Consider the following 18,935-nt stretch of genomic DNA (forward strand, 5'->3'; position numbering starts at 1 on the left):
CCTAATATCATGTACAAAATACTATTTATTCTAATGTTATTATCAATTCAAGTAATTTATGGTCAAACACCCGAAGAGCAAAAATTGATCGATAAGTCTCTAAAATCACTCGACAGTATTATGAACACCCCAGAAATGAAAGCCATGGAGAAGCTTACGGAAGCCAGAGAAAAAAAACAGAAATCAAATACTGAACCAGAGAAAAAAAACACCCCTAAAGTTAAACCCAAATTTGATAAATACTGGGTAAATACACTTTCCAGCAATAATGATATGAAACTTAAAGGCTGGAACAATGGAGTAGCCGATCTTGGTTTTAACTATAATTATGATTCAAGAAAAGATAAAGTGGAATATGTTAAAGTTGGGAATATTAAAGCAGACGGAACAATTATATTGAATCCAAAACATGAAATTCCTGTTTTGAAACCCTTAAACAACTTTAAAAACAGCAATGTTTTTTATGATATTCACAATCCAGATTCTTATCAATACACAAATGAAAATACCGGTTTTAAACTGAATTCTTATGTATTAGTATATCAAAACGAACAAAAAATTGGTGTTTTAACGGTTGGAAATTCTGCAAAAGTTACCCGAAATCTATTAACACCAGGAGATTTGTATTTTGGTGATGAAGGGTATATGCTATCATGGGTTTATGTTGAAGAGGCTTGTGCAATAAGGGCTAATGAAAATTGGAAAGGAGATTTGGGTAATACAGGTACTCCATTAATTGTTGAAACCAATGTTGTTTATAATCTAAGTTTTAAGCCAGGCTGGAATTTGATTAAAACCGAGATTATCGGGGCATATCAATTTCCAAATGCTCCAGAAGAAGATAGGTCTCGTTATAAAAAACATGAACATACTATAATTACTAAAATACCTAATGATGCGACCTATTTCTTTAGGTCAGCGGAACACTACTAAAATTTTTAAATAGACATAAAATGAAAGTTACAAGAATCAATTTATTAATCGTATGGATTGCATTACTCACATTAAGTTGCAACAAAAAAGAAAATAAAAGTGAAGAATCTACACGTTTGAATTCAGAAAAAGTTGTTGCAATAAATTCACCTTACGAGCTCATTTCAAGGGAAGATGTTAAAAATATTTTTAATGTAGTGGAATTTCCAATTGACGTACAGGATAAGGTTTTGACGCAACCTACCTGCATCTATAAATGGGAAGACAGTAAAGTTTTTAGAATGAAAAAAATTGTTAATCAAGAAGTAAAGTTCGCAATGCCTAGTGAAGTGCTTATTGTAATGGTAAAAAAGTGTACAGAAAGTATGTTTAAAAGATCTACTTCGGTCTATAAACAACCACATTTAATTGAAAACTTAGGTGATATGGCTGTTTGGGATGTGAGGATGTCTCAAATGACTTTTCTTTCAAATCACTTTATATTTCATGTCCATGTTAAAGTTTCTAACGAAAATCAAATCAATCTGAAAAAGGCCACGGAAGTTTCTAATTTAATAATTGAAAAACTTAGTGCCTTTTGAACGACTATAATTCTCTGAAATTCAGTAAATAAAAAAGTAAAACATTTGCTAATAATAAATTAAATATAATGTCAAATCGTAAGAGCTAAATCATAAAAGATCAGAAGAATTGAAAACCTAAAATAAAGTGTAACAAAACATTATTTAATACAAAAGTACTAGTAACACTAGTCTCAGCTTAAAGAAAGTTCAAGGTTAATGATTGAAAAAATTTTGAAAATTTTAAGATTGTTACTTTGGTAAATTTATATATTTGCAGTACAAAACAGAAAAATTCTAAACTATGAAAATTATTAAAAAGTTAGTTCTTACAATAGCCTTAATTGGCGGTATTAGTTCAATGAATGCACAAGTATCCGCTGGTGGTGGTGTTGCTTATAATGAAGGTATAGATGCCCCAGGTCTCTTCGCAAAAGTTGAATTTGAGATTATGGAAAATATTGCCATTTCTCCGAGTGTATCTTATTTTTCAGGAAGTCAAGCAAAAATAGTAGGTAATTCTTACAAAAATAATCTGTTTGCTGTTGATGTTAACGGACATTATAAAATTGAGGTAATGATGGACGAGTTAGATGTATATCCTTTGGCTGGTTTAAACTATTCTAGTTATAAAAATGGGATCGAAACTTTAAACGAAGGCTACGGTCAAAACAGTGGTAATGCATTAGGTTTGAACATCGGTGGTGGTGGTAGATGGAAATTCGCAGATCAACTCAGTGTATTTGCAGAATTGAAATATACGGTAAGTAGTTTAAGCCAAGTAGTTTTAGGTGCTGGAGTTTTATATGAATTTTAAAAATATTTCATTTCATATTATATAAAAAAAGAGCCAATTTAAATTGGCTCTTTTTTTATTTTAGAAAGTACCGTTTAAGCAGAATTTTAGAAAACCTAGTAAACTTCAAGGCTCACAGTATTTATATTATTTTAAACAACTGTATATCAGTATTTTATATGTTAAATAAATGTTAAGCAATTAGCATTTACACTCCTCTTTGTTAAAAACTTCTCGAGTTTTGTTTATAATTTTGACTTTGTTTCTTCACCAAAAAAAACAATCTTTGTAAGATACCGTTTGTGCCAACAGTTTCCAATAGCGTACTACCAACACTATAATATTCAAAAAATATTTAACAATGCAACAAGAAGAACCTATTTTACAGCCTAATGATAACAGATTTGTAATTTTTCCAATTCAACATCCAGATTTATGGGAATGGTATAAATTACAACAAGCAAGTATATGGACAGCTGAAGAAATTGATTTAGAAAAAGATGTGCATGACTGGAATAATAAGCTTACTGAAGACGAGAGATATTTTATAAAACACGTTTTGGCATTCTTTGCTGCTTCTGATGGAATCGTTAACGAAAACTTAGCAGAAAACTTTGTGTCTGAAGTACAATACACGGAAGCTAAATTCTTTTATGGCTTTCAGATAATGATGGAAAACATCCATTCTGAGGTGTATTCATTACTTATAGATACCTATGTAAAAGATGAAAAAGAAAAAGATCAATTATTTAGAGCCATTGAGGTTTTTCCAGCCATTAGAGACAAAGCACAATGGGCGTTAAAATGGATTGATAGTCCAAGTTTTGCTGAACGCCTTATCGCTTTTGCCGCTGTTGAGGGAATCTTCTTTTCTGGAAGTTTTTGCTCTATATTTTGGATGAAAAAAAGAGGACTTTTACCTGGTCTTACCTTCTCTAACGAATTAATTTCAAGAGATGAAGGTATGCATTGTGATTTTGCTGTGCACTTGCATAACAATCATATGGTAAATAAAGTGCCAAAAGAAAGAATTACAGAAATACTTTGTGATGCTCTTGATATTGAAAGAAGCTTTATTACCGAATCTCTTCCTGCTAGTCTTATCGGAATGAATTCAAAATTAATGACGGAATACTTAGAGTTTGTTACGGACAGACTTTTAGTAGAATTTGGATGTGAAAAAGTATACAATTCGGCAAATCCATTTGATTTTATGGAAATGATTTCTCTAGAAGGTAAAACCAATTTCTTTGAGAAAAAAGTATCTGAATACCAAAAAGCTGGTGTAAAATCTGGAGGAACTGGAAGTATCAGTTTTGATGCCGATTTTTAACCAAATAAACTTTTTACCAATTAATAACTAAATACCCAAAAATAACTATGTATGTACTAAAAAGAGACGGAAAGAAAGAGCCTGTTATGTTTGACAAAATTACCGCAAGGGTAAAAAAAATGTGTTACGGATTAAACAAATTGGTTGATCCTGTAAAAGTTGCCATGCGTGTTATTGAAGGTCTTTACGACGGAGTTTCTACTTCTGAGTTAGACAATTTAGCAGCTGAAATTGCAGCTACAATGACCATTCAACATCCTGACTATGCTAAATTAGCTGCTAGGATAGCCGTTTCTAACTTACATAAAAATACCAAAAAGTCATTTTCTGAAACAATGACAGACTTATACCTTTACGTCAATCCACGTACCGGTAAAAAAGGACCAATGGTTGCTGATGATGTCTATAAAGTCATACAAGACAATGCTGAAAAGTTAGATTCTACTATAATCTATAATCGCGATTTTAACTACGACTTTTTTGGGTTTAAGACGTTAGAAAGATCTTACTTATTAAAAGTTAATGGAAAAATAATTGAACGTCCTCAACATATGTTAATGCGAGTATCTGTTGGTATCCACTTAGATGATATTGATGCCGCAATTGAAACGTATGAGCTAATGAGTAAAAAATATTTTACGCATGCTACTCCAACGTTATTTAATGCAGGTACACCAAAACCTCAAATGTCGTCTTGTTTTTTACTTCAAATTCAAGAAGATAGTATTGATGGTATTTATGATACACTAAAACAAACGGCTAGTATCTCTCAATCTGCAGGTGGTATTGGTTTGTCTTTACATAATGTTAGAGCCACAGGTTCATATATTAGAGGTACAAATGGTACTTCTAATGGCATTGTACCCATGCTTCGTGTTTTTAATGATACTGCAAGATATGTAGATCAAGGTGGAGGGAAAAGAAAAGGATCTTTTGCCATGTATTTAGAACCTTGGCATGCCGATATTTTTGATTTTTTAGATTTAAAAAAGAACCACGGTAAAGAAGAAATGCGTGCTCGCGATTTATTCTATGCGATGTGGATTCCAGATTTGTTCATGAAACGTGTGGAAGAAGATGGTGAATGGACTTTAATGTGCCCTAATGAATGTCCCCATTTATTTGATACTTATGGTGATGAATTTGAGAAGCTTTATGAAGGTTATGAAAAAGTAGGTAAAGGAAGAAAAACAATACAGGCTCGCGATTTATGGGAGAAAATATTAGAATCTCAAATTGAGACTGGTACGCCATATATGTTATATAAAGATGCGGTTAATAGAAAATCAAATCAAAAAAATTTAGGAGTTATCCGCTCTTCGAACTTATGTACTGAGATCATGGAATACACAGCAAAAGATGAAGTTGCTGTATGTAATTTGGCTTCTATTGCCATGCCAATGTTTATTAGTGAAAATGCAGAAGGGCAGAAATATTTTAACCATAAAAAGTTATTTGACGTTACCAAAAAAGCAGCTAAAAATCTGGACACTGTTATTGATAGAAATTATTATCCTGTAAAAGAAGCGGAGAATTCAAATTTTCGTCATAGACCTATTGGATTGGGTATTCAAGGATTAGCAGATGCTTTTATTATGTTAAGGATGCCGTTTACATCTGATGAAGCAAAACAACTAAATCAAGATATCTTTGAAACACTGTATTTTGCTGCAGTAACTTCATCTATGGAAATTGCTAAAGCGAAAGGACCCTATTCCACATTTAAAGGCTCTCCAATGTCAGAAGGTGAATTCCAATTTAACATGTGGAATATTTCTGAAGATGATCTTAGTGGTAATTGGGACTGGAAAAAATTACGTAAAAACGTTGTAAAACACGGTGTACGTAACTCACTATTAGTTGCTCCAATGCCAACAGCATCTACTTCTCAAATATTAGGAAACAACGAAGCTTTTGAACCTTATACTTCTAATATTTATACACGTAGAGTACTTTCTGGTGAATTTATTGTTGTGAACAAACACTTACTGGAAGATTTGGTTGAACTTAATCTTTGGGACAATGAAATGAAAGAAAGTATTATGAGAGCGAATGGTTCCGTACAACATATTGAAGCAATTCCTCAAGAGTTGAAAGATTTATATAAAACCGTGTGGGAGTTAAGTATGAAAGATATTATAGATATGGCTCGTCAAAGAGGTTATTTTATAGACCAATCACAATCGTTAAATCTTTTCTTAAAAGATCCAGATTATGGTAAATTGACTTCAATGCATTATTACGCTTGGAAGTCTGGTTTAAAAACAGGTATGTATTACCTTAGAACCAAATCTGCCGTGAATGCTACTCAGTTTACATTGAGTAATAGTAAAAAAGAGGAAATTAAAAAAACGCAAATTGCAGCTGTTGAAGCACCCGTAAATGTTGAAAAAGAGCCATCTCCTTTAATAACAGATGACACTTCAATGACAGCTGAAGAATATAAAGCAATGATTGCTTTGGCTAAAGAAAATGAAGGTGATGATTGTTTAATGTGTGGGTCTTAATAACAATTGACCACATATGAACTAATTAGAAATAGTAACTATAACTTTTATAAAATCTCGAAACGTTGCCTGTTTCGAGATTTTTTATTTTTACGAAATAAGAGACTTAATGATGCGTTAAAACAATAACTGATTTTTAGTTCAACAGAAATGGAGGTATTAAACTACAAAAAATTTAGAGTAACTGACGAGATGTTTGCCAGTAAAGGCAAAAGATTTCTTAATTATTTAATTGATCTAGCCTTCTTTTATGCATTATTTATGCTGTTAGGTGTTCTTTTATACATAATAGCTGAGATAACTGCCAGTGAAGGGCTTATTGACTTCCTTATTGAATTAGAAAACGTTAACCCGATTATTGACCGTTTACTAACTGCAGTTCTATTAGTTATATATTATACTATTTTAGAAAGCCTATCTCAGAAAACTATTGGTAAATTAATTACGAGAACCAAGGTTGTTCTTGAAAATGGAGAACGACCACCTTTCGAAGTATTTGTTAAACGTTCTTTATGTAGGATTATACCTTTTGATCCCTTTTCTTTTTTAGGTAAAAAGGGCTGGCATGATTCCATTTCTAATACCTACGTTGTAGATGATAAGGTATTTCATGAGCAAAAAACACAACATAAAAATTACCTAGAACTAGGAACGGTACATGAGTAAACTTGCTTTTTAAAATATTCCCGTTTTTTTTTATTGTTTTTTTCTTTAAATTTAGCTACTACTATTAATAGTCCTAATCAATAATAGACGATTTAATTATATGTATAAAAAATCACTTCTTTTCGTTTTATTATTAGCCTTAGCAGTTACTTTATATTTTAGTCCCAATTTTGAAACCATAGCCGCAGGTGTTGCTATTTTATTATTTGGTATGATAATGTTAGAAGAGGGCTTTAAAGTTTTCACAAAAGGCCCGCTTCAACAAATTCTAAAAAAAACTACTGACAAACTTTATAAAAGTATAACAACAGGTGCAGTACTAACCACGCTTATTCAATCGAGTTCTTTAGTTTCAGTCATAACCATTTCTTTTATTAGTGCTGGTTTAATAAGTTTATCATCTGGTATTGGTCTAATATTTGGAGCAAATATAGGAAGCACAACAACCGCTTGGTTGGTGGCAGGTTTCGGTCTTAAAATTAAAATTTCTGCATTGGCAATGCCCATGCTTATCTTTGGTTTAATCTTTTCTTTACAGAAAATAAATACACTTAAAGGAATAGGTAACGTACTTATTGGTTTAGGTTTTTTCTTTTTAGGAATTTTTTTTATGAAAGAAGGTTTTGATGTTTTTAGTAACGACATTGATTTAACAAAGTATGCTGTTTCTGGTTTTTTAGGTCTGATTTTGTACACAGGTATCGGAATAATTATAACAGTTCTTTTGCAGTCGAGTGCTGCATCTTTGGTCTTAGTTTTAACTGCATTAGCTGCAGGGCAAATAGAATATGAAAATGCTCTTGCACTAGCTATTGGTGCCAATGTAGGCACTACGATTACAGCTATTCTCGGATCAATAAGCTCAAACATTGCTGGTAAAAGATTGGCTATAGCACATTTAATATTTAATGTTATAACGGCAACTTTAGCTTTAGCATTTATATATCCTTTAGGAAATTTAGTAAATTATTTGGCAAATTCATTTGGCATATCAGCAACAGACTATACCCTTAAACTTGCCTTATTTCACACCATATTCAATGTGATTGGTGTGCTTATAATGATACCATTTATAAAGAAGCTAGAGCTGTTTTTAGTAAAATATTTTCAAGAAAAACCTAATAGTGATGCAGCAAAACCTCAATATTTGAATGAAGCCGTTTTAGCATTTCCAGGGTCAGTTATCAAAGCATTAACGGACGAATCTAAGGACTTATATAAGAATGCCATTTTTGAAATTGTAGCACATGGAATCAATATTCATAGAGAAGATATAAAGTCTCATGAGAAACCTAAAAATATAATTAAAAAATCAACCAAAGACTTAGATATAGCCATTGATGAAGTATACCATGCCAAAGTTAAATATATATACGGAGAGATAATACGTTATGCGGCAACCGCTCAAAGTAAATTAAAGCTAACAGAATCTCAAAATACCACTATTTCAGAAATAAAAATTGCCAACAGAAAAATGGTAGAAATAATAAAAGATGTTAGAGAATTGAACAGAAATGTAAACATGTCTACAACATTAAATAATGAATATTTGATTAAAGAATATAATCTTTATCGAAAAAAGGTATTAAAAGTTCTTAGGGTTATTTATAGATTTAGAAAAGGAGATGACACTAAAAACTATAGTAAAAAAATGAATAAGCTAAAAGCTGCTGCAAAAGAGAATAAAGCAAAAGGTAACCATTCAATAGACAGTTTAATAAGAAAAGGATTGATTACTCCTGAAATGGCATCATCACTATTTAATGATTACTCATACGTAAATGATATTATTAAAAAGCTAATTGAAGTGGCTGAGCTATTATATAGCAACAAAGATTCTTTATTAGAAAACAATCCAGAATAAAAAATGGTCTGAGAAATTAAAATTCTCAGACCATTTTTTATTTACTGTTAATTAAAGCTTTTAACTTTCTGTATTCATCAATTTAATATTGCGATCGTGCTCACTGTAATAGAGCTCCAATATGTTTATACCCGCCTTAATTAAATCTTTCGTTTCTAATAAAATACTAAAATACAACGTAGTGTTTTTCGGACTCGATTCTATCGTTCTTGTACGTTCTACTTGTTGATGAATAGCATTTTCGACATGGTCTAATAAAGCTTGTTTGTCATTTATTAAGTCTGGTACAATTTTATCAAAAGAACGAGAATCAAATACCTCTCTTGTTTTATCAAATAAAGAAACGAGTTGGTCGTTAATCTCAATCAATTCATCCGCTTGTTTTTTCTTTAATGGTCTATGATTATTATTGATATGTTTATGACTGACTTTAGAAATAAAACTAGCCGATTGTGCCATATCTTGTAAATTACCAATAACATCAATATAAAATTTACTAGCCCCTAAATAAGAGTCATCTAAATTTTTAATAAAGTAAAACATATTATTCTGTAAGCCCTCAATTTCATTTTCCAACTTAATTACAGTACTTTTTGCTTTCTTAAGACTCGACAAATCTTCATTTATCAATCCGTCAATAGTACTTTTATTTATTTTACTTATTCTTTTTAATGCTTTTGAAATATTGTCTGCACTCTCTTCAATAACACCATGAATGGAGTTACTTTCAGCTTTACTCAAACTGTCTTCCGCTTTAATTTCTCTTCCTTTTTTAATATGTTTAATATAATTTCTGGCCAACAATAAAACGGCAACTAATAAAAGTATTGCTATCATAGTTACACCTCCCAAATGGATTAAATAAGCTATGGTACCAGCAGCAATAAAAGCACTTATTGCAGTACCAAACCAACCTCCAATTACATTTAGAACACCAGCAACTCTATAAACAGCACTTTCGCTTCCCCAAGCTCTATCTGCCAAAGAAGTACCCATAGCAACCATAAAAGTAACATAGGTAGTTGACAATGGTAATTTCATTGAAGTAGCTAATGATATTAAAATACTTGCTACCATTAAATTAACTGCAGCACGCACCATATCAAATGCAGGCAACTCATGCTCTTTACCTTTAACTAGTTTAATAACAGGCTTTTCAAATTGTTTTTCTACATGATTTTGAATAGGTGCTGGTATCACTGAATTCGTATATTTTGAAACAAGAATAGAGGCTCTTACTAAGCTTCTAGATATAAAATTAGGGTTAAAACGTTCTTGGGTTTCTCCTTGACTCGATAAATCTAAAGATGTTTTAACGACACTCTTGGCTTTGCTAGAAAACCAAAGTGTTAAAACCATAATAAGGCCCGCACCTAACAACAAAAATGTTGGAGTTTGCACTTTTTCAGCCAATGATGACATCGGGAAATCTATCGCAGCAATACCTGAAGCCGCCCATGTTTCATAAGATTGCCAAGCGGCAATAGGTACTCCAATAAAATTAACTAAATCATTACCAGCAAATGCTAATGCTAAAGCAAAAGTACCCACTAAAATAATCAGTTTATAAATATTTTGCTTAAAGACTTTTACAAAAATATAAGATAACAACGTCCATAAAGCAAAACTCCCTAACAATATAAATATGGTTTTACCTTCAATAAGGTGTTCTATTTCTTTATAATAGTCTGTTCCTTTTAGACCTTTAATAAATATAAAATAAGTAATTGCAGCCAAGGCAAAACCTCCAAAAATAGCACCTACCCATTTGGCTTTACGTTCAAAGTTAAAAGACAACAAGACTCTGGAAACATATTGGACCAGGGCTCCAATAGAAAATGCAATTACCACTGAGAGCAGAATACCTATGATAATTTCAGTAGCTTTATCAGTGTTTATATATTTACCCAATTCTGAAATAGAATCGCCATTAGCCGCTATTTTAATAAGTGCCATTGCTACTGCAGCACCTAATAATTCAAACACAATAGATACGGTAGTTGATGTTGGCATCCCTAACGTGTTAAAAAAATCGAGCAATAATATATCAGTAATCATTACTGCCATAAAAATGATCATGATTTCATTGAAATAAAACTCGCTTGGAACAAATATTCCTTTTCGAGCAACCTCCATCATACCACTAGAAAAAACAGCTCCAAATGCGACACCTAAGCTAGCAACTATCATAATCGTTCTGAAGGATATGGCTTTAGAACCAATAGCCGAATTCAAAAAGTTAACAGCATCATTACTGACACCCACTACTAAGTCTGCAATTGCCAAAATAGCAAGTGCAACAATCATCATAATGTAAGGATTTTCCATATCTAATATTTAGTGTGCAAAAGTGTATATTTTTATTTACGTGTATATTAACTAATAGTTATATTTTATTTTAAAAATCAATCTGAAATCTTGCCTGAAAAACGTTTACATTACCTGCGTTTTTTATATCCGCATTTACATAGTTAAACATTATTCTAGTTGCTGGATTTAAGTACCAATTTAAGCCCAATGTGATACTCGCTTGTTCACCGCCATAAATATCTTTACTATTCAAATCAGAATTTGAATATCGTAAGGCAACTTCCCAAGCACCCAAACCACCTTCTTTACCGGTAAAATTATTCTTTGGCTTAACTCTATCAAAACCTTTATACGAACTTTTATAAACTTTCTGTTCACCAGTTAAAAAGTAACTTACTAGGCCATAATAACTAGAAAAGTTATAATTGGTATCACCTTTTAATGCTGTTCTTAAATACTCTGTTTGAAAAGATAATGGACCTGTTGCAAATACACCTTCAAAATTAACCATATTTAGGTTCTTTACATTTTCAATTAATTCAGTGTCAATATACTTCTTATTACTTAAATGTGCTTCTGGTCTTGCAGAAATTCTATATTGATTTAAACCAGGCTTTCTAAAACTATACCCTAAACCTACATGTAATAATTGGTTGTCTGTTTTTATTGGAAGTCCTGTTAATCTGCCTGTAAAAACATATCCGTCATTAGCCATTAAATCATTTCCATTTCCTCCTGCATTTCGAAAAAGACCGGCTTGTACACTAAGTCTATCTTTCAAAAAATCATTCAATAAAAGGATTCCATTGTTACGCGTAGGAGAAAAATCATTAAGTACAGCACGTTCCATAAACGTAATATATTTACTGCCTGTAAGCGATTCAAATCGTAATGGTTCTTTTAAATTTCCTACTCTTATGGTACCTACTACTGGTATATCTCTGATACCTAAATAAACATCTTTAAATGCTACTTCTCCACTTTCAAATCCTAAATCTAGAATAAATTCAATATTTTTATAAAGTAGACCGGATAAAAAGATTCTAGTACGTCTAAATTCTGTTGCACTTGTAGTTAATAATTGTCCGTAAACATCATCTAAAGTTTCATTTTGAGATAAAAAAGCATGATCAACCATTATTCTACCTCCAAATTTTAATTGAAAATTATCATCAGCACTTTTCAATTTAAATCCATTGTCCCATTTAAAACTAAAAGGATTAGATTCTTTTTCTTGTGCAAAAGCAGTTAAGGAAACTAAACAAATAAGGGATAATAATAGATTCTTTGATTTCATCTATCGGATAGATTCGTAGTGGTTAATTGTTCGCAAGTTATTTTAATTAATGTAAAAAATAAAATTTTACTGCTTTTATTTACATTGCTAATAATCAGAGCATTACATTTTCAATGTTAATTTAAAGTTAACAAAATGTTGTGTAATTGTAAAACAATTTATACTTTAATACCGTTAATGTTAAGTAAATACTAAAATTATGAAAAAAATAGCTGTTCTATTAATTGTCTTTTGTGTGAGTTTTTCTTTTGCTCAACAAAAAGATAATAAAGTGAAATTAGAAAAAAAGGGAGATGTAACAGAAGCTACTTTTTACTATGACAATGGGGAAATTGATCAACAAGGCTTTTTTAAAGAAGGTAAACTACATGGAACATGGACTAGCTATAATTTAACTGGTGAAAAAATTGCCATAGGTAATTATGAGTCAGGTAAAAAAGTAGGAAAATGGATATTTAAAACGAATGATGTTTTAAAAGAAGTTGATTATTCAAACGATCAAATAGAAAAAGTCAATTCTTGGTCTCGTGATACGGAAATAGCATCAAAAAACGAGTAAAATAATTTACAAAATAAATGAAAAAAGGAGCCCTAGAGCTCCTTTTTTCATTTTAGAATTTAAAATTTTATACTATATCCTAATGAAATAGAAGTACCAGGGTTTCTGCTAGAAAATAGTTGATCTGCTGCATTATAGGACTCATAAATACTTTCTTTTTTAGAGCCTAATAGATTTGTAATCTTAAAGCTTAGATTCGACTTTCTGTCTTTACCTATTGATTTGTTAAATGTAAAATTTAAACTATTAAAAGGCTTTGTAAACACATCTGGATTTGCACCTCCAACAACTTCTAACGTCTTTCCTTGTACATTATAAAAGATTCCTGTTTGCAAACCTATTTTATCATTATCATAATCTAAACCAGCATTAATTAAATATGGTGATTGACCTTGAAGCTCTCTAGTATCGTCAACCTCTTCTCCTGGTCTTGCGGTATTTGTACGCAAAGCAAACTCGTCAGTACCCATTTTTAATTTTGATTGTATAACTGAGGCATTTAAGTTAAACCTAAAATTTTCCAGGCTCGAAGATAAAAAACTTAAGTTTTTTCTATATTCTATTTCTGCTCCTATCACATCAGCTTCACCTAAATTTTGCGGTGTAAAATTATCTAACGCGGATTGGAAGTAAGTTAACTCAATTGGATCTTTAAACGATTTGTAAAATCCACTAACGGCAAACAATTCAGAATTCTCTCCATAAACTTCATAACGTAAATCAATATTATTAATATAAGTCGGTTTCAAATCTATGTTTCCTATATAAGTGATATCAGAAAGAGCGTCAAAAATTTCCGCATTTGATGCTTCTTTAAACGAAGGACGAGCTGTAGTTCTTGCATAAGATAATCGTATGTTTTTATTATCTTTTAAGGCATAGATAAAGTTAACCGATGGAAATAAATCAAATTTATTAATAATAGATGCATTATTTAATACAGTACCACAACTGTTTTCACCTGTATAGTTTATCATAAAATTTTCTACTCTTACACCAACTATCGTTTTTAGCTTATCACCTAAATTAAATTCATTAGAAATATAACCAGCCATATTTATTTGATTAGATTCAAAAATATTAACAGGATCTACAACTGAAGTATTTCTTATAAAAGAGCCTTCTTGATCACTGGTTGTCCATAAATTTTCATCTGCTAAGATAGCATCAGCATCACCATTAAAACCAGTTGGACCAGTAATACCAATTCTGAAAGTATAAATGTTATAAGTTCTTTGTTTATAAGAACCGTATGCACCCACTTTTAGTTTAGCATCTTTTTGTAATAAACTATATTTTCTAGTTATATCTAACTTACCTACATGATTTTCTTCTTCTAAGTTTCTCCAAATTCTTCTTGGTTCACTATTTTGTGGAATACTAAAACTACCATCTTCTTCAATTCTAAATGAAGTTGCACGTACATCCTTATCGTAAATTGTAGATAATGTTGAAGCCAACTTCCATTCGGTTTTCCATGAGGCATCATTATTTGTATGCGTACCCGACAGCAAACCGTTGGTAATTGATCTTTCTGTATACACTAAGCTATTCTTTATTGCCAAAGCAAAATCTCCTTCATTTAGTTCTTGGTCAAATAAACCTGCACTTGATTCACCATTTTGAATACGCATTACATTAATTTTATACTTAGAACGATCTGTTTTATATGACAAACCCACCAAACCACTAAGTACTACATTTTGTTCCCCTAAATTACCTTTTTGACCTTTACTTAAAGGCATTTCTATATTGGATGTATTTGGGTCCTTTCTATAAAAATTATTCTGAGCATTCTCATAAAAATTTGTTTCATTTTTATAAGATACAGAAGCAATATAACCCAATCTATGATCCTTCTTTCCAATAGTGTATTGATTACCTGCTGTTAACCCAATACTATAGTCCATTGTGCTATTTGATTCAAGAGCCGCTAAATTTGGATTAAACCTTTTTGTGATTTCTGTTAATACGGCACTATTATCAAAAGTATTTGGTATTGGCTGATAAGGACTTATTGGTAAGGCCCTTGTACCATCATCATAACCTAGGAAATCAGTATTACCACCATCATAATTTAAAAAATTACTTTTAAAGTGCATATCAGGATTATATGAACCACTTAATGATAGGCTAAACTCTTTTTTAGAAGGAAATTCTTTGGTAACAATATCAACAATACCACCTGTAAAATCTGCAGGCAGATCTGCTGTTGCTGATTTTACTACGATTATGTTGTCGATAATATTTGTTGGAAAAATATCCATTTGTATCGTATTTCTATCAGGGTCTAATCCCGGAACATCCACACCATTTAAAATAGTTTTGGTGTACCTATCACCTAAACCACGAACATAAACGTATTTACCTCCCTGAATAGACACCCCCGGAACACTTTTAACGGCATTTGCCAAGTCACTGGCACCTAATTTTTTAAAATTTTGAGATGAAATACCATCTAGTAAATTAACCGACCTCCTTTGAATATTTAATACTGAAGATTCTGTATTACGAGCCGTTTCTGCAGTAATAATTACCTCATCAAGAGTCCCTGAAGCTTCGTTCAAAGTTATATCTAAAACAGTAACATCATCTGGCTTTACAACCACTTCAGTAACTTCGGTAGTTTCAAATCCTAAAAATTTAAAAACAACGAGATATGTTCCTGCTTCTAATTCCATTGAATACATTCCTTCAAAATCTGATGTTGTTCCTTTATCAGAATCTTTAATTAGAACTGTTGCAAAGGGTAAAACATCGTTTATTTCACCATCTTTAATTGTACCTGATAACGTACCCTTCTGGGCATTTAACAAATTAATAATTAAAGTAAAAGTTATGAATAGTATAAATTTAATTTTCATGTTATTTTATATTATAAAGCATTTGAAGATGTTCTCTTTCTTGTAAACACTTTAAATATCAATTGCTCATACCATAGTATGAGCAATTGAATAATTCAAATTATTAATTTTAGTTTATTCTAAAGCATTTTTAATGTCTGCCATTGTCCAAGTAAATCCAGACATATCAGCACCAGTAGATTTTGAACTTGATGTAACATCTGAAGAGAAAGTAGCTGCATCTGCTCCAAAAGTTGAACCCACATCTGATTTATCAGCAAAAATTGATGCTGATGCACTAACACCTTCTGGTAAAACAATTTGCCAGTTAGTAAAAGATAATTTACCATCCGTATAATTTGCCGCAACACCATCATTATCTAATTCAACATCTGAATCCCCCTTAAAACCATAAGCAAAAACATTTTTTGTAGTTCCCATTGCACTACTTCTGTAATCAGCATACTCACCTCTCTCTGTAGTCTCATTACCTATTAAAGTAAGACCATCAATAGTAAATTGACCTTCTAAGCTACCTTCTGGACCATCAATTTCCAATGCGTGATCAGAAGCGGTTCCTAAAATAACTATTGAGTTCGTGATTGTTCCAGAATAAGCTTGGTCAATATCTAAACCATCATCACCTGCAGCCCAAACTACCAAGTTAGAAGCATTAACTGAACCTCCAAAAAATTCAATACCATCATCCACATTTGCGACAACTTCAATATTGTCAATAACGGTTCCACTACCAACTGCACCTAATGTTAAACCATTGATTTCATTATCAGGACTCAATTCTGCACCACCATGACGGATAGAAATATATTTTAAAATTCCTGAATTATCAGCAGCATCATTGCCTCCAAAAAGACCATTTGTATCTGTTGCAGGAACACCTTCAATTTGTACTTCAGTAACATCTCCTTTAAAAGAACCTGGAGCATATCCTAATATGATAAGTCCACCCCAAAGACCTCTATCATTTTCAGATAAATTTGTCCCAGTTGTTTGTCCAAATGTTATATTATCTGCTGATGAAGTAAAAATAATTGGTGCAGAAGCCGTTCCTTGAGCATCAATTTTAGCTCCTCTAGCAATAATCAACGCAGAAGCTTGTGTACCTGTACCAGCATAAGCTTTAATAATTGTTCCAGGCTCAATGGTTAATTTCGCTCCATTAGCAACGATAACTCTACCACTAATTTCCCAAATTTTGTCTTGAGTTAAAGTTTTGTCAGTTGATATAGTACCTTCTAGTACTGTATCAACAGGTACTTCAATAATAACCTCTGGATCATCATTTCCAGTACATGATGCTAATAAAACCACGATACTTAATGAGTAAAATACTTTCTTCATTTTTTTCTTAATTTTTAGTTTACTTTTTTTGTTTAAATTTTACGTTGCAAATAAATAACACCAATGTAAAGTTTAGGTTAACTGAAAATTAAAGATTTGTTATGTTTAGTTTACCTTAATGTTATGCCATACTTGTTTTTTAAAATAAATGAAGAGAAACAAAGGCAACTTAAAAGATTTGAAAAGGGAAAAAGGCAGGTAATAAAATGAGATAGATTACAAACAACATAGAAATAGCAACGTTTTTAAGATTATATATTCTTAAAAACGTTGCTATTGATTATCTAAATAACTAGTTGAAATTTTATGCCAAAAACTTTTTAGCTAATTCTTTTCCTAGTTCAACACCAAATTGATCAAAACTAAAGATGTTCCAAATATAGCCTTGTACAAAAGTTTTGTGCTCATAGGTTGCTATAAGCTTACCTAAATTTTTTGGAGTGAGTTTATCCATTAAAAAGGAATTTGACGGTTTATTGCCCTCAAACACTTTAAATGGTAATAACTTCGAAATTTTTTCTTGTTGTCCAGCAGTTTTTAGCTCTAAATGCACCTCTTCTTTAGCTTTACCTAAATACAAAGCTTCCGCTTGAGCATAAAAATTTGACATCAATTTATTATGATGATCTTCATTTCCGTATAACGATTCCCTAAAACCGATAAAATCGACTGGAATTAGCTTTGTTCCTTGATGTACCAATTGCATAAAAGCATGTTGTACATTGGTACCTGTATTTCCCCAAATGATATTTCCTGTTTGATAATCAACTGGATTGCCATCACGATCAACCGATTTACCATTACTTTCCATTGATCCTTGTTGTAAATAAGGTACAAATTGCGTTAAATATTGAGAGTAAGGAATAACAACTTCAGATTCTGTTTCAAAAAAGTTATTATACCAAATACTTACTAAAGCTAACGTTACTGGAATATTCTGATCAAATGACGTTGTTTTAAAATGTTCGTCCATTTCATAAGCACCTGTTAATAGTTGATCAAAATTATCAAATCCTAATGCTAAACTAATAGATAAACCAACGGCACTCCACAAAGAATAACGACCACCAACCCAGTCCCACATGGTAAATATATTATTCTCAGCAATTCCAAAAGCGGCAACTTTAGATAAGTTAGTTGAAACCGCTACAAAATTATGTTGAATATCATTTTGAGTTGCACCTTTTGATAAAAACCATTTTTTTACCGTTTCTGCATTGGTCAAGGTTTCTTGCGTAGTAAATGTTTTAGAAACAATAACAAACAATGTCGTTTCTGGGTCTAATTCTTTAATAGTTTCCATAACATGGTCACCATCAATATTAGATATAAAGTGTGTTTTTAAATGATTTTTATAATATTGTAGTGCATCTACAACCATTCTTGGACCCAAATCAGAACCTCCAATACCAATATTTACTACATCAGTAATCGCTTTGCCTGAATATCCTTTATGGTTTCCTGAAATTACTTTTTCAGAAAATATTTTCATTTTTTGAAGTGTATCATTTACCTCATCCATCACATTTTCACCTTCAAACATTACAGCATTACCTGATTTATTACGAAGGGCAGTATGTAAAACAGCTCTGTTTTCCGTTTCATTTATTATGTCACCTGCAAACATTTTATCAATACCATCTTGTAAATCAACTTCATTTGCCAACGCAACTAAAGATTTTAAAACTTCATCATTAATTCTATTTTTAGAAAAATTTAAACTTAAATCATCTTGTTTTAAGCTATATTTTTCTAATCTTTCTGAATCTTGCATAAAGAGTTTTTTCATATCAGTATTTTTAATTCCTTGATATAATTCTTGTAAACTCTTCCAAGCGATAGTTTCCGTAGGGTTTTGATTTTTTAATGCCATTTTTATTCTAGATTTTAGTATTACAAATTTAA

Annotated in this window: 13 protein-coding genes; 8 read left to right on the forward strand and 5 right to left on the reverse strand. The window is 31.4% G+C overall.

What is annotated here, in order from left to right:
* Positions 1-9 precede the first annotated feature (9 nt).
* The 7 genes from D3P13_RS04225 to D3P13_RS04255 all read left to right on the forward strand — a co-directional run bounded on the left by D3P13_RS04225 (position 10) and on the right by D3P13_RS04255 (position 8,659).
* Complete coding sequence (locus D3P13_RS04225; protein WP_157972826.1) at positions 10-933, forward strand: hypothetical protein; 924 nt, start codon at positions 10-12, stop codon at positions 931-933.
* Between the two features lie 20 nt (positions 934-953).
* Positions 954-1,514, forward strand: a complete 561-nt coding sequence (locus D3P13_RS04230) for a hypothetical protein (RefSeq protein WP_117880025.1) — start codon at positions 954-956, stop codon at positions 1,512-1,514.
* Positions 1,515-1,797: 283 nt separating this feature from the next.
* Positions 1,798-2,310 carry an outer membrane protein gene (locus D3P13_RS04235; protein ID WP_117880026.1) on the forward strand — a complete coding sequence of 171 codons (513 nt, stop codon included), beginning with the start codon at positions 1,798-1,800 and terminating at the stop codon, positions 2,308-2,310.
* Positions 2,311-2,650: 340 nt separating this feature from the next.
* On the forward strand, positions 2,651-3,622 hold the full coding sequence (locus D3P13_RS04240; RefSeq protein ID WP_117880027.1) for a ribonucleotide-diphosphate reductase subunit beta: 972 nt from the start codon (positions 2,651-2,653) through the stop codon (positions 3,620-3,622).
* A 47-nt stretch (positions 3,623-3,669) separates the two neighbouring features.
* Entirely contained in the window at positions 3,670-6,129 is a 2,460-nt protein-coding gene (locus D3P13_RS04245; RefSeq protein WP_117880028.1) for a ribonucleoside-diphosphate reductase subunit alpha, read from the forward strand.
* A 150-nt stretch (positions 6,130-6,279) separates the two neighbouring features.
* Positions 6,280-6,795, forward strand: coding sequence for an RDD family protein (locus tag D3P13_RS04250; RefSeq protein WP_117880029.1), 516 nt, complete (start codon positions 6,280-6,282; stop codon positions 6,793-6,795).
* A 100-nt stretch (positions 6,796-6,895) separates the two neighbouring features.
* Positions 6,896-8,659: a Na/Pi cotransporter family protein gene (locus D3P13_RS04255; protein WP_117880030.1), complete on the forward strand. Its 1,764-nt coding sequence runs from the start codon at positions 6,896-6,898 to the stop codon at positions 8,657-8,659.
* 60 nt (positions 8,660-8,719) lie between these two features.
* Here the strand turns inward: D3P13_RS04255 and D3P13_RS04260 are convergent, their stop codons facing one another.
* Both D3P13_RS04260 and D3P13_RS04265 read right to left on the reverse strand, forming a co-directional pair.
* A complete protein-coding gene (locus D3P13_RS04260; RefSeq protein ID WP_117880031.1) occupies positions 8,720-10,987 on the reverse strand; it encodes an inorganic phosphate transporter in 2,268 nt (755 codons plus the stop codon).
* 70 nt (positions 10,988-11,057) lie between these two features.
* Positions 11,058-12,266, reverse strand: coding sequence for an OprO/OprP family phosphate-selective porin (locus D3P13_RS04265; RefSeq protein WP_117880032.1), 1,209 nt, complete (start codon positions 12,264-12,266; stop codon positions 11,058-11,060).
* Positions 12,267-12,465: 199 nt separating this feature from the next.
* On the opposite strand from D3P13_RS04265, the gene D3P13_RS04270 reads away from it, so the two are divergent.
* Positions 12,466-12,825: a toxin-antitoxin system YwqK family antitoxin gene (locus tag D3P13_RS04270; RefSeq protein WP_117880033.1), complete on the forward strand. Its 360-nt coding sequence runs from the start codon at positions 12,466-12,468 to the stop codon at positions 12,823-12,825.
* A gap of 59 nt (positions 12,826-12,884) precedes the next feature.
* Here D3P13_RS04270 and D3P13_RS04275 read toward each other — a convergent pair whose 3' ends face one another.
* The 3 genes from D3P13_RS04275 to pgi form a co-directional block, all read right to left on the reverse strand.
* Entirely contained in the window at positions 12,885-15,689 is a 2,805-nt protein-coding gene (locus D3P13_RS04275; RefSeq protein WP_117880034.1) for a TonB-dependent receptor domain-containing protein, read from the reverse strand.
* 114 nt (positions 15,690-15,803) lie between these two features.
* The gene (locus D3P13_RS04280; protein WP_117880035.1) at positions 15,804-17,030 is read right to left on the reverse strand and encodes a hypothetical protein; all 1,227 of its coding nucleotides are present in this window, start codon (positions 17,028-17,030) and stop codon (positions 15,804-15,806) included.
* Between the two features lie 304 nt (positions 17,031-17,334).
* Positions 17,335-18,903 (reverse strand): glucose-6-phosphate isomerase, encoded by a 1,569-nt coding sequence (gene pgi, locus D3P13_RS04285; RefSeq protein ID WP_117880036.1) that lies wholly within the window; start codon positions 18,901-18,903, stop codon positions 17,335-17,337.
* Positions 18,904-18,935 lie beyond the last annotated feature (32 nt).

It is taken from the genome of Aureibaculum luteum (genome assembly GCF_003449015.1).
Classification (GTDB): domain Bacteria; phylum Bacteroidota; class Bacteroidia; order Flavobacteriales; family Flavobacteriaceae; genus Aureibaculum; species Aureibaculum luteum.

What these genes read in the sequence shown, in the direction of transcription:
- D3P13_RS04270 (WP_117880033.1), top strand. Translation starts at nt 12,466, where the DNA reads ATGAAAAAAATAGCTGTTCTATTAATTGTCTTTTGTGTGAGTTTTTCT.
- D3P13_RS04260 (WP_117880031.1), bottom strand. Translation starts at nt 10,987, where the DNA reads ATGGAAAATCCTTACATTATGATGATTGTTGCACTTGCTATTTTGGCA.
- D3P13_RS04230 (WP_117880025.1), top strand. Translation starts at nt 954, where the DNA reads ATGAAAGTTACAAGAATCAATTTATTAATCGTATGGATTGCATTACTC.
- pgi (WP_117880036.1), bottom strand. Translation starts at nt 18,903, where the DNA reads ATGGCATTAAAAAATCAAAACCCTACGGAAACTATCGCTTGGAAGAGT.
- D3P13_RS04225 (WP_157972826.1), top strand. Translation starts at nt 10, where the DNA reads ATGTACAAAATACTATTTATTCTAATGTTATTATCAATTCAAGTAATT.
- D3P13_RS04280 (WP_117880035.1), bottom strand. Translation starts at nt 17,030, where the DNA reads ATGAAGAAAGTATTTTACTCATTAAGTATCGTGGTTTTATTAGCATCA.
- D3P13_RS04255 (WP_117880030.1), top strand. Translation starts at nt 6,896, where the DNA reads ATGTATAAAAAATCACTTCTTTTCGTTTTATTATTAGCCTTAGCAGTT.
- D3P13_RS04265 (WP_117880032.1), bottom strand. Translation starts at nt 12,266, where the DNA reads ATGAAATCAAAGAATCTATTATTATCCCTTATTTGTTTAGTTTCCTTA.
- D3P13_RS04235 (WP_117880026.1), top strand. Translation starts at nt 1,798, where the DNA reads ATGAAAATTATTAAAAAGTTAGTTCTTACAATAGCCTTAATTGGCGGT.
- D3P13_RS04240 (WP_117880027.1), top strand. Translation starts at nt 2,651, where the DNA reads ATGCAACAAGAAGAACCTATTTTACAGCCTAATGATAACAGATTTGTA.
- D3P13_RS04275 (WP_117880034.1), bottom strand. Translation starts at nt 15,689, where the DNA reads ATGAAAATTAAATTTATACTATTCATAACTTTTACTTTAATTATTAAT.
- D3P13_RS04245 (WP_117880028.1), top strand. Translation starts at nt 3,670, where the DNA reads ATGTATGTACTAAAAAGAGACGGAAAGAAAGAGCCTGTTATGTTTGAC.
- D3P13_RS04250 (WP_117880029.1), top strand. Translation starts at nt 6,280, where the DNA reads ATGGAGGTATTAAACTACAAAAAATTTAGAGTAACTGACGAGATGTTT.